8 protein-coding genes are annotated in these 13034 nt (G+C 39.8%); all 8 read right to left on the bottom strand.

Features of this window, described 5'->3' with window-relative positions; all coding sequences use genetic code 11:
- Nucleotides 1–53 precede the first annotated feature (53 nt).
- Genes DW025_RS06910 through DW025_RS06945 form a run of 8 tightly spaced genes read right to left on the bottom strand, consistent with a single transcriptional unit; the run spans nucleotide 54 to nucleotide 12989 of the window.
- Entirely contained in the window at nucleotides 54–5312 is a 5259-nt protein-coding gene (locus tag DW025_RS06910) for an Ig-like domain-containing protein (RefSeq protein ID WP_119999307.1), read from the bottom strand.
- A 23-nt stretch (nucleotides 5313–5335) separates the two neighbouring features.
- A complete protein-coding gene (locus DW025_RS06915; protein WP_055222437.1) occupies nucleotides 5336–5860 on the bottom strand; it encodes a hypothetical protein in 525 nt (174 codons plus the stop codon).
- Nucleotides 5860–7593 (bottom strand): serine/threonine protein kinase, encoded by a 1734-nt coding sequence (locus DW025_RS06920; RefSeq protein WP_119999309.1) that lies wholly within the window; start codon nucleotides 7591–7593, stop codon nucleotides 5860–5862. Before DW025_RS06920 ends, DW025_RS06915 begins: the two co-directional genes overlap by 1 nt.
- 12 nt (nucleotides 7594–7605) lie before the next feature.
- A complete protein-coding gene (locus tag DW025_RS06925; RefSeq protein WP_055222436.1) occupies nucleotides 7606–8376 on the bottom strand; it encodes a PP2C family protein-serine/threonine phosphatase in 771 nt (256 codons plus the stop codon).
- Between the two features lie 26 nt (nucleotides 8377–8402).
- Nucleotides 8403–10400 (bottom strand): DUF6382 domain-containing protein, encoded by a 1998-nt coding sequence (locus DW025_RS06930; protein ID WP_133302881.1) that lies wholly within the window; start codon nucleotides 10398–10400, stop codon nucleotides 8403–8405.
- Nucleotides 10364–11671: a WG repeat-containing protein gene (locus DW025_RS06935; RefSeq protein ID WP_119999313.1), complete on the bottom strand. Its 1308-nt coding sequence runs from the start codon at nucleotides 11669–11671 to the stop codon at nucleotides 10364–10366. Before DW025_RS06935 ends, DW025_RS06930 begins: the two co-directional genes overlap by 37 nt.
- A gap of 25 nt (nucleotides 11672–11696) precedes the next feature.
- Nucleotides 11697–12338: a prepilin peptidase gene (locus DW025_RS06940; protein ID WP_119999315.1), complete on the bottom strand. Its 642-nt coding sequence runs from the start codon at nucleotides 12336–12338 to the stop codon at nucleotides 11697–11699.
- Nucleotides 12339–12356: 18 nt separating this feature from the next.
- Nucleotides 12357–12989, bottom strand: a complete 633-nt coding sequence (locus DW025_RS06945; RefSeq protein WP_119999317.1) for a TadE/TadG family type IV pilus assembly protein — start codon at nucleotides 12987–12989, stop codon at nucleotides 12357–12359.
- Nucleotides 12990–13034 lie beyond the last annotated feature (45 nt).

A 13034-nucleotide genomic window follows, 5' to 3' on the forward strand; every position in this document is an offset into this window, starting at 1 on the left:
TATATATAATGGGCAAAGGAGATGTGGCTATCCCCTTTGCCCATACCAATAACTTAGTTATTATCCTTCTTTTTCTTTCTTACAAGGAATATAACTATTCCCGCAATAATCAATACCACAATAACTATGATCAGTATAATGATCCATGAGATGCTGCCAGCCTCAGCCATAGCCGTCTGAATAGCATTACTCGATACAGTAAATGTTATTTCTGAACCATTATCCGATGCGCCATTACCTGCTGCATCAAAACATTCCACAACTATTGTGTGCTTCTTTGCAGATGCCTTTATATCGTCAAGCTTAACCTCTCCGCCGAGCTTTTCAATGTCCTTAGCTTCATATCTCGTCTTGACTCCGTCAACCGTGATGTCCGCATATCCCAGCGCAAGATTATCATGGAATGAAACCGACGCACTTACAGAATCCGTATTCTCATACACAGCACCATTTTCAACACCAGCTACATGATACTCCGGTGCTGTTCTATCTATACAGAACTTAACCGCAGCATTCTTTACTTCATTATCTGTTTCTTTTCCCGCTGCATCCTTGGTATGGATAACTATACTGTACACACCCTCGTCCTTGAAGGTATCAGCAGGAATTGTAAATGAACGCTTGTTCCATCCATTTGACGGCTTGTCTTCCTTGACTGTATACTCATTGCTCTCAAGGTTTACTACCTTGTCGCCAACTGTATAGTACACATCAGAATCCGCAAAACCGGCAACATTATACTCATCTATAACTATGTCACCATCGCTCAGATTCGTATAATATCTGTCGACGCTTGCCTTTGCAGCCTTTCCAAGTACGAAATAAGATCCAAATCTATCTACCTTAAATCCTATTTCCTGACTTGTTTCATTTCCAGCCATATCCTTAGCAGTCACAACCAGAGTATAATTGTCATCAACATTCTCGCTCTGTTTAAAGTTAGAATATGAATATTTCTCACCATTTGAAACCATCTCGGCGCTGTATGCCACATCATCACTGCCAGCTTCGCCTCTTGTGCCGGTCACACTTATTGATATGCCATCCTTGTTATAGTTTGTATCCGTTACAGATATAACCGGCGATACCTCATCTGTGTATACTCCATCCTTTTCTACCTGCGATATGCTAATCTCAGGAGCAGTCATATCAATGGTAAATGAATCATCAACTGTATTTGATGCAGTATTTCCCGCACTGTCTGTTGCGCTTACCCTTATACGGAACTTTCCATCTGCAGAGAAATTGACTGTCGCAACGTGCGTATCACCATTTGATGTAAATCCACTTGCTCCCGGAGCTGCGGATGTTCCATCCTCTGATGTTACAGCTATATTAACTCGTGAAGCATCAAAGTTATGCTCCTCAACCCTTATTGTAGCCGTTCTGGATGCATTGTAATATGTGCCATTCTGAGCACTGTTATTATCGTACGAAACCTCCAATACAGGTGCTGTCGCATCCACTGTGAACTTTCCTGACGAATAATCATTTGCCTTATTATCAGCCTTATCTCGACATGTAACTGTAAGAATATAATCTGCATCGTCTGAGAATACATAGTCCATTACATATGTATTACCATCCTTACTGAAGTTATTCTTAAGCTTAGTCACAACACCATTCTTAGACACTGACACAGTAACCTTTTCAGGATCAAAATTCACTTCATCAATTCTGATATGTGCCGTTCTTGCCCTGTTGTAGAAGTTTGAGTCATTATTTGAATCATATGTACAGCTTATAACTGGAGCTATGGTATCAATCACATATCTGCGATATACACCAGATGTAATTACGTTTCCCGCATTATCAGTGAGCGTTGCCATCACACGGTGCTCTCCCTCGTTTTCTTCTGCGGAACCTATCGTGTATGATCCACTGAACTTTGTCTTAATGGATGTTTTATCAGTATTATCACATAGAGTCTGAACGTTTCCATTGTCCTTAAGCACAACATTCTTTATTCCCGAGAAATCATCATTTGCCTTTATTGACAGGCTTACATTCTCATCCTTGCCATAATAATATACGTTACCATATTTTGTTGCAATTGAACTGTTCTCAGTGATATCCACAGATGACGTTCTCTCATGAAGATTACTGTCCTCTCTGACTACACCAAAATACTTTGTCACATCCTCTTTGCTCTGATATGCCTTATTGCCTGCAACATCATATACAGTTATGTTTATTTTACCCTTAAAGTTCTTGTCTATAAGCTTGGTAAACGCCTTAGTTAGCTTCTCTCCTGATCCGCATGTCCATACCTCAGAATCAATTGTGTCACTGTTCTTTTTATCTGCCGATTCAAAATCAATGACAACCTTTCCTACTCCACTGACATCATCATTTGCACTGAATGATAACTGGATTGCTCCATTGGAGAAGGACTTATAATCCTCGTATTTTGTATCGTCAGACATCGGCTTAACAGAAAAACCGGATATATTGGCTGATGTCTTGTCATAATAAAATCTCATAGACAGCCTGCATATGTTACCCACAACATCTTCAGCCTTAAGATTTACTGTATACTTTGCCTCAGCAGGAATCTTGCAGCTTCCGGTACTGTATGTGCCATCATTGTTCTTGACAAACTGTGTGGCCTGACCCGGATATGTAAATGTATCTGTTACGATCTTCTTGATATCCTCTGCGCTCTTTGATGAGTCGCCAACATTAGCAATATCAACGCTCTCTACACTTATACTTTTAAGATTGTTCTCAACAGCCTTTACTCCCCATGCGCTATTACTTGATGCGTTAAGATATGTATAGCTGCTGTCTCCAAACTCCTTGTTCGCAGTCAGTACAGGAGCAGTGTTATCTACTGTAAAATGTGCATGAAGCATATTATCCAGCTTATTTCCTGCAGCATCCTGAACATCCATATACACATCGTATACGCCATCAGCATCACTACCCTTAGGTATATCAAATGTTCCTGTTACGTCATATGCTCCCTGCTCTGTATTTTCTGATACACTTATATTATCTATTGCAATCTTGTTGTTCTGATTTCCAGCCTTAACGTAATAGAACTTGATATAAGCTGTATCTGAGCCATACTCCTTATCCACATCTGTTTCATATATTCCAAATGAACCATTTACTGTGAAATAAACACTGTTTCCAGCCTTTGTAAAACCATCCTTAAGCTCATTTTTATACTTGACTGCGCCACCCTTTATCTGTGGAAGTGCACCAATATCACAGGTGATCATAGTACAGTTTCCGGATTTGTCAAATGTATAGAAATAATACGTATTCCGAGCGTCATTGCTTGGATTCTTATCTGCAGTAACTGTAAGCTCTGCTCTTCCTGAATTGACGGATATTGTCTGATTACTGTACTTACTCAATATCTTATTTACACTGTCCGTAGTCGTATTATTTACATCGATATCTGTCAGCTCGTGATCCGAATACACAACCTTGTCAACAAGGCCTGACTCTGGATCGGATATGTCAAGTGTCACAACCTTCTTATATGCCTCAGGTATTTTCTCAGATGCATTGTCTATCTGAATTTCTGTTGAGTTCTTTGCATAAAATTTCATGTATGAAACCTTTGCTTCAGGAGCATTGAGATCAACATATACAGGGACTTCATCCTTCTTATACTTGAAATTATTCTTATCCGTAGAGGAATCCTGATTTTTGTTATCACCTATTGCTTTGGTTGTAATATTTACTTTAGTTTCCTTTTCAAAATAGCTGTTACTGTCGTCTGCATATATATCTTTCTGAGATGAGTCTCCTATTGATGTATATGCGCCATCATTTACCTTATAGGATACAACCTTATCAGTATCAAAGCCCAGTCGGAGGAATACCGGCCTATTCATCCACACATAGCTGTTGTCAACCATTGTCGGGTAAGTGGTGTTGTTTTTATCTACATATACATAATTGAAATTGTCAAACTGACCATACTTCACCGTTCCCTTGATAGAAACCGTCTTCTCAGTATCACATATTTTGTATGTTGCCTTAATCTCAAATGTAGAATTCTCCTGAGCATCCTCCGCAATTGTGAATACTCCGGTTTTTGCATTGATCGACTCTATTGCAGCAGAGTCAGAGCTAAATTTCACGCTATACTCATCTATTGCATTCTCCGGTTTCACGTTTCTCGTTGTGAAAAATGCAGTATATTTATATGTAGGATAGAACTCGTTACTCTTTATATTCTTTGCAAAGGACAATACTCCCTCGCCCTGTGCATCGGAAGTCTCAATCTGAACTTCATGATTATTTCCATCAAAAGCTATATCTACGCTCGTCTGAGAATACACCGTGCTGTCAGATTTGCCAGAAGCCGTTGAAGTAAATGCCAGGTTATTTCCATTGTCAGTTATACTGCTTATAATTGGCTTTGGTGAATTTGCCTTTATTTTTAATGTTATCTTCTGATTTTTTAAAAGAGTATATCTGCCATCTATAGCTGTCTGGTCATTTTTTCCGCTGACAGCTAAAATCTCTACATTGTCAGGATACTTAACCGTAAGATATGTCGAATTCGTCACAACTTTTGTAGTTACCTCTGCCAATGCGTTTCCATAAGCATCTATACCGGATACTTTCACATAGAAATTCTTTTCCGAGATATTCTTTACAATTGAACTGAGCTCTATTTCACTTGTTCCATCTGATGTAACAAGCTCATATGGCTGTCCCGCAAGAGACTTTCCATCATCTGTTCCAATTATATCTACACTGTATTTTCTTTTGCCCTCAAAGCTTGTGTTTATATTAAGCTTATAGCTGCCGTTATCCTCAGATACATATGCTCTGTCAATTCCATGTATTATATTTATATCTGAATCAACATTGCCGGTCCATGCAGTAAAATCACCCTGAAACGGATAGAATCTGACACTCAGCTCATCCCCGGCTTTCAACTGGGAACCCAATAAATCAAAATCATAATATTCTTCATCCACATAATCTTTAGTGTGAATACAGCTTGCACATATAGACCCTATCCAGAACTCCACCTTATCAACACTATTCTTGAATTCTTCTCCATTGTCTATGGCTACCCTCAAGCCCGTTGTAACCTGTCCAAGCCCGCTTTTGATCTCATTCTGTATAAATGTGATATCACCGACTCCTGCCGGTTTTTTAAATTCTTCTGAAGCAGGCTCTTTGAGCTGATCCTTCTGGCTCTGCCCATCCTGTCCGTCCTGAGATACAGGTGTGCTCTCTACTGCTCTTGATGTAAGTACACTTCCTGCATTTGCGGTTATCATAATCACAACCAGTGTCCATGCCATCAACGCTTTAAAAAACCTTGATTTTCTCATTTCTCTTTGCTCCTCTCTTATACTTATATGATTTCTTCTGTATTAATCAGAATTATCTGCTGCGTTATATTGAACACACTGCTTCTTGTTGACTTCTCCGGCTTTGCTTTGGCAACCAGAACATCAGTCGCCCCTGCACCACCGCCATTGTTTGATAACAATACAGTGTTTTCAGAATTTGCCAGCTTGACAGTCGAATCAATGTTACTCGAATTCTGCCCCGCCAGCATTGTCGTCTGCATTTGTCCGGCATTCATCTGGTATGCACTATTCTGCTGAACACCAGGTGGCTCAGGCTGTACAGTTTTTCTTTTCTGTACCGACTTATGCCGTGCAGTCTGTGCCTCTGTTCCGACATTCTCCGTGATCTCCTTGATCTGGCGTTTTCTCTCAATACCTGTGAGGTTCATGAACACCCTTGGAATACGAAACACAATAAACAATACAACCGCTGCAACAAGAAATACACATGCCGCTATCATACACACAAGCCACGCTGTATGATATGTATTCATGGTACGTTCTATCTCATCTACACTAAGTGACATTACTTCTCACCCCCAGTCTTACCTGATCCGGTGACTGCACTGTTCACCTTTCCCCGCGCTGTATCTATAAGGCTGTCAAACACTCCATCATAGCTGTTACCGACAACCTCCACCAAAGCACCCTTTACCTGTGTCTCTATGTTGTCTATCATTTCATACATTTGGGACGCATCTATATAACCGTTATATTCCCTTGCCTTTGCAACAATCTGGTTAAGAATAAGCTGATATGTATACGCTTTGAATTTATCATCAGTATAATTGTCATCCTGTGATATCGTGAGGTCATACAAGCTTACCAGATCATCCCACTCGGCAGAATAATCTACATCCTCATCAAATATATCCACTCCGCTTCCACCTGAAGAATTCACATATCCTCCAAGCCTTATGAAAAGTTTTGCATTTGACGCATTCTTATTGTTGTTTTTATTTCCATCCGAATATGGTTCAACCTTGCTAAACCACGCTATTGCGTCGGAGCTTCCGTTATTCATATATGCCCACAAATTAAGTCCGAGATTGTAACAGAAATTGTAATATTCAAGAGGATCTGCTTTTTTGAAATTATCCAGATGTCCATCCTTTTCAATCAGTTCCTTTATACTGTTGAGCTCATTGAATGTTATCGATTTATCCCCAGAACCCTGAGGCTGTCCATTCTCAAAATATTCAAGATACTTAGTACGTATAAGATCATATGTCTCAGGTGAAGTATCATCCAGGCTTAAAGCATTGCTAACCATGTCTTTAAACTCCGCTTCCGATGTCGCCGTACCCGCATATGTATAATACGTATCAAAGTTCTGACTCTTGTAAGATTTCTCTTTGTAATTCATATATCCTGCTGTACCAAAGAGCGCCGCCGACAACACAACCGCCGTTGCGAAGCCGAACATTTTTCTTTTCTGTGATTTCTTATATGTAATGTCCAGCTCGTTGTAATGCTCCAACGCATACATCAATTCACTACATGACTGATATCTGTCATCAGGGTTCTTTCTGGTACATTTTAGAATTATCTCTTCAAGTCCTGATGAAAGCTTCGGATTCCACTGTCTTATCGGATACATCTCATATGGAGGTTTAGCCGGATTATGACCAGTAACCAGATGATACATAGTTGCTCCCAGGCAATAAATATCCGTTCTGGCATCAGTCTGACCATGCCCTCCAAACTGCTCCGGAGCCGCATATCCCTGAGTTCCAAGACAGGTTGTATCCTCCACCATGTTCTTATTTTTGTATTCTCTGGCAGTACCAAAATCAATAAGCATAACATTGCCGTCAGGCTTTAGCATTACATTGGACGGCTTCATATCTCGATAAATAATAGCCGGTGTTCTGCTGTGAAGATATCCAAGCACATCACACAACTGTTTTGCCCAATCGATCACGTCCTCCTGCGACTGGGCTCCCTGTTCATTGACCAGAACATTTAAAGGATTACCTTCGATATAATCCATAACTATAAGGAAGGTACCATCTCCATCTATAACATCGACTATACTCGGCAAATGCGGATGCTTTAGCCTTTTAAGCATGTCCGTCTCTACAACAAGCCCCTGCCGTATTACGTCAAAGTCCTTCTTGCCATCTTTTCGGACCTCCTTAATCGCCCACTGCTTATTTGCCTTCTCGTTCATGGCAAGGTATACAACACTCATACCGCCCTGTCCGATTTTATTCAGGATCTTATATTTTCCATCTACAAGAGAACCTATCTCAAGCATAGCGCTCCCCTCCTATGATACTATTCTCGCCATTGCAACTGATATATTGTCCGTCTCTGCCCTGTATTTATTGAGCTCTGTGAGATATTCCATATTATTCTTCATTCTCACCTCATCCGGAGTCATTCCGGCGTTCAGGTATTTATATATCTCGTTCATGCCTATTTTGTGTCTGAAACCGTCGGAGCACAGAACAAAGCTGTCACCAGGACTGGTAGTTCCTGAAAAGAAATCGGGAAATATATCATCCGAAGCACCTATACACTGCAATATTACGCTTCGCTGAGGACTTACCTCTGCTTCCGCCTCTGTCATTCTTCCCGCATCTATCTCTCTCTGAACATATGAATGGTCTTTTGTTATAAGCTCTATTCCATTGCTCAATCTGTATGCTCTGGAATCCCCCAGATTGCATATGATATACCGGTTACCGTAAAATAATGCAGCCACAATCGTAGTACCCAGACTTATTCCATTTACTGCTCCATATGCTTTTATTATTTCATTCTGTTTTTTTAACAGATCATTCCATTCCCTGCGCACACCGTCATCGCTGAATCCGCTGCCAACCAGATAGGTTAATCTGTTGGCAAACCAGTCATTTAAGGCTCTTATAACCGTGGCAGATGCCAATTCTCCTTTAGCAAATCCACCCATTCCATCACATACGGCAATCAGTGAAATTTCACCCATATCCGTATCAGCCTTAACAGCGAGAACCGAATCCTGATTGGTACTCTTTTTTATTCCGATATCACTATGTACAACTAATAAGCAACTCATAAACCCTCTCCTCCATTTCGGCAGATTTAGTCGTATCTAAGTTCAAATTCCTCATCGCCCAGCTTCACTCTTGAACCTACACGAACCATTGTTTTACAGTTACTTGTTATCTGCTGATCATCAACAAATGTTCCATTTGTTGAATTAAGATCCTCTATGTAGCAGGCATCATCAACTCTATAGAAAATTGCATGACATCTGCTGATCGCCGGATTTCCATCTATGCATATGTCTACAACCTCTCTATTTTTACCGATTCTGTTTGTTTTCTTATCTAAGTATATCTTTCGGCCATTCTTGACCTGATACAAATATGGATGTCTCTCAACCTTTGTTGCCGCATTGAGCACCGTTGTTCCAGCATCATCCGTATTACCAGTATTTTTTATAAGCGTTGTCTGATCATAGTCATCCTGCATTCCGCCCATCGCTGGCATCTGTGGTGCCGGATATGGATTGTTCATAACTGGTGCCTGTGGCTGTGCCGGTGCTGTCTGATATGGACTGTTCATAGCCGGTGCCTGTGGCTGTGCTGGCGCCGCCTGATATGGATTTGCCATTGCTGGTGCCTGTGGCTGTACAGGGGCTGCCTGATATGGGTTATTCATTACTGGTGCCTGTGGCTGTGCTGGCGCCGCCTGATATGGATTTGCCATTGCTGGTGCCTGTGGCTGTACAGGGGCTGCCTGATATGGGTTATTCATTACTGGTGCCTGTGGCTGTACCGGTGCTGCCTGATATGGGTTATTCATTACTGGTGCCTGTGGCTGTGCTGGCGCCGCTTGATATGGATTGCCGACAGGCGGTTGCTGAACTGCTGATGCTGCCATCGGCTTGATCACTGACGCCTGCTTCTTTGCAACAGGAGCCTCTGTAGCTGTACTTCCAGACTTCTTTCGCTCCTTTGCCGCTTTATATTTTTCTTTATTTTCTTTGCTGTAATGCTGCATCAGATAGAACAATGAGATGTCATCCTCTGATGAACCACTGTTCTTCTTTCCCTTAGAAGCCTTCTGTGCCGGTGCTGCAGATACTGCTTTCGGTTTACTTGCGTACTGGTTTGTACTCATGCCCGGAACTGCAAATCCCATATCGACATTCTCCGGTGCTATAGGATTCCTTGCCATCTCCCTAGCTCTTTCTTCCTCCTGCTGCTTGAGCATTTCCTCTCTTTTTGCCAGTTTTATATCCTTTGCACTCGCCCCAGAGGACACATATACATTCTGTATAGCAGGTTCCTGGCCAATATCTGTTGGTCTGTTCTGTGGCTGTACAGGTGGAACCGGCTGCTGCATAACAGCAGGTTTCATATTCATCTGCGGCTGTGCCGGAGCTCCCGCAGGAGTCTGCTGATAAGGATTGTTCTGCATGTAAGGAGCACCCATGGCAGGCTGTACATTCTGCATACCGGCCGCAGGCTGCTCTGACATAAGCCCCTCAAGCATCTTCTTGAAATCCTGAAGCTGGAAGAGTTCAACACTATTCAAATAAGCAAGTATCCTTGCCACATAGTCTCCATTCTCATTTGCCGCAAAGCTGACAGAGAAAATAATGTTTTTAAAGAATTCCCTCTCATCTATAGGAGCAAACTCATCTACAACAGGCACGCATATCATAGATACGTCTGATGTTGACGCATCCACATATATGTAATCTCTGTCCAGCATGATTGTTCTTCTATCAAGCATATACGCATCAAGCATCTGCATTGCATCCACAATATTGACGAATGTCTTAAGAAGACGCATCTTGCGGACATCTCCCATAAAGAGCTTACTGAGTGTTACATGTGACGACACATTGTACTTGATGAATTTCTGATTATCTATCTCTGTATATATAGCCGGAGCAAACCCCTTTATCTTATTGTTGGTCAGCATACCAAGAGCCATTGTATCTATCGGTCTGTCGTCAAACTGATATACAAGATATGTATTCTGTCCCTGATTTTCATAAGTAAATCCCTGCATGTGTGTTCTCTCCTTTACTAATTCTCGTATCTGAGCAGTTTTAACATCTGCCATGTTCCACAGTCCTCTACAAGGGCATTCCCTGCATCATTAAAGTCTCTGGCATCGCTAAATATATTTTCAATGACCATTTCATTATTTTTGTCTATATATCCCCATTTGCCATTTTTCTTTACTGCTGCCACCCCATTTGCAAAGCTTCTGGCATCCTCATATTCAGGTTCGATCACCTGTTTTCCTGAGGCATCAACAAATCCCCATTTGCCATTAATCATTACTGCGGCATAATCACTTCCCGGATTAAATAATCTTGCATTATCAAACACTCCATCGCCTATTGCATTGCCATCAATATCATACATTCTGTACTTTCCATTCTGTTTTGCAAAAAAGCAGTATCTATATGCAATTCCTTTATCATCAACAACTATATCTGTATATATCTTGTCTGTAGCCTCTTTACCTTTTTCATTTATCAACTGCCAAGAGTTCCCTTTTCTGACTGCAGCATAACCATTCGCCATTGCCATTGCCTCGTCATATCCTTCAGATATCAGTTTCTGGCTGTCAGTATAATAGGCCCATGTCTCACCATTAAATACAGGAATCGCATCACACACATATCCAATTCCTTTTACGTTTTCTATCTTGTTAAGAACCTTCTTCTTATTACCTTCCTTATCTATGAAATACCAGATATTATTTACAGTCTCTACAGGTGCAATTTCATTGATAAACGGACCCGCATATTTGTACTTGTAGTCTATCTCTCTTCGTCCTGTACTTCCTATATACCCCCATTCTGAACCATCGTCCCCTCTTTGTACCGCACATAAACCATTAGAAAAGCACGATACCTCAGAACCATATTCATTTCCAATCTCATACAACCACTTTATTTCTGAATATAATTTGTCCAACTCATCATTTTGTAAATTTTTCTTTTTATATTTTTCATATATCTTATATATTTCTGAATAATTTTCATAATTTTTATATATTTGCGCGCAATAATTATAAGCCATCCCATCTTCTGGATATGTGCTCACTAACTTATCTGCTATTTCTTCCGCCTCACTCTCTTTGTTATCTTCCATATAAATTTCTGCAAGTTCGTTGTAAATAGAAAGACTTTTTTTTATTTCAAGAGCCTTCAAATAATCAGTCTCTGCATCCACATAAATCTCATACGAAGCAGCCTCCCTAGCTTGATTTATATATTCGTTATAATTATCAACTTTTTCACTATTGTTTTTTGCTGTAGAAAATATTGAAACTATCAGTAATCCTGTTAATGCTGGTGGAAATAAAGCTCTATATTTCATATTTTTCTCCTAATTTTGTTATTTATTATATTCCTGTCAAAAATATTGACAAATAAGTACCTATTAAAATTGCCGGTGCAAATGGAATGTTATCCTTTCTATTTACCCTTTTAGTTGCCAACGAGAATACTGCGATAACAAATGATACGATCAACGAGCAGAAAATTGCACTCCATATTCCCTCTAACCCAAGATATATCGCCATAACACAAAAGAGTTTAATATCTCCCATTCCTATTGCCCCTTTTACAATAAGGCAACACAAGACGCAGGCAATTATTACAGCTACTGTCGCAATCACCATAGATATCAATGTTTGTGATATATTTCCAAGAAGTGCAAGTTCTGGTATTAAAATAACCGCCCGCGCAATAAGCATAATTATTAAAATTTTATTTGGAATTCTCTTTTCTTTGAAATCGATATACGCAATAGGCCACATCATAGATATAAGAATCATAAGCTTGGCATTAATAATATTTGATCCGTTATAGATATAAACAATAAAATTAGCCAATATAATATTCATCGCAAACATAGCAACTACAAATATTTTGTTAACAGATTTTTTTTCATTATTTCCATGTTCATATCTAAACGCATATAGATTTAGAATGTTTACCAATACTGTGATTATATTGATTACTACATAAGAATTTATTTTCATAATATAATATTCCCCTATTTACTCATTTTCTATATCTGTTTTACTTCTCTTTGTATTGGTCCACAAATATGTAATAGTTCCACTATGAAATTTGTATGTTATATCAATGTTCAAAAGATCTATCACTTTCACCTCATAATAGGCTCCAGCAACAAGGACATCATTATTTGTAATAATCGCATGAACTTTTGGTTCTGTATCCATATTCAACCATTTTACCAGTGATGATGAATTTCCATTTTTAGACAACTTAAATTCTCTATCAACCAAACTCTGCATTGTCGCCCGAGCACCTTCATTAACAAGAATTCCGGTCAAACTTGTCTTTCCCAACATTTCGGACATTCCGCTCAAAGTTTCATTTTGAATCCCCCACTCATTCATTGTTTCATTCAACTTCGTACTTATCTTCTGGGTCATATCTGACGATTTGCCGTCTGAATATCCCCCAGCATCAGCTAAATTACTTGCATATGCAACGTATGCAATCTCAGAAAACTGTCTAGCTGCTGAATTAAGTGCTATTTGAACCTTTGCCTGTGCATAACATATATTAACTAATGTCAAGATAGTAAATATAATAAATGCATACACCGGCACAGCAATAGATGCCTCTACAACAATTGCCCCTTCATCGTTATTTTCCCTCATAACCACAATCCTCTCTTATTTTTCTAGAGTTATAAACTCTATTTT

Origin of the sequence: Coprococcus sp. AF38-1, from assembly GCF_003603945.1 — a bacterium.
GTDB classification, from domain to species: Bacteria; Bacillota; Clostridia; order Lachnospirales; family Lachnospiraceae; genus Coprococcus; species Coprococcus aceti.

Excerpts from the sequence above, each read along its gene's own strand:
- DW025_RS06910 (WP_119999307.1), bottom strand. The coding sequence starts at position 5,312 with ATGAGAAAATCAAGGTTTTTTAAAGCGTTGATGGCATGGACACTGGTT.
- DW025_RS06930 (WP_133302881.1), bottom strand. The coding sequence starts at position 10,400 with ATGGCAGATGTTAAAACTGCTCAGATACGAGAATTAGTAAAGGAGAGA.
- DW025_RS06920 (WP_119999309.1), bottom strand. The coding sequence starts at position 7,593 with ATGCTTGAGATAGGTTCTCTTGTAGATGGAAAATATAAGATCCTGAAT.
- DW025_RS06935 (WP_119999313.1), bottom strand. The coding sequence starts at position 11,671 with ATGAAATATAGAGCTTTATTTCCACCAGCATTAACAGGATTACTGATA.
- DW025_RS06915 (WP_055222437.1), bottom strand. The coding sequence starts at position 5,860 with ATGTCACTTAGTGTAGATGAGATAGAACGTACCATGAATACATATCAT.
- DW025_RS06940 (WP_119999315.1), bottom strand. The coding sequence starts at position 12,338 with ATGAAAATAAATTCTTATGTAGTAATCAATATAATCACAGTATTGGTA.
- DW025_RS06945 (WP_119999317.1), bottom strand. The coding sequence starts at position 12,989 with ATGAGGGAAAATAACGATGAAGGGGCAATTGTTGTAGAGGCATCTATT.
- DW025_RS06925 (WP_055222436.1), bottom strand. The coding sequence starts at position 8,376 with ATGAGTTGCTTATTAGTTGTACATAGTGATATCGGAATAAAAAAGAGT.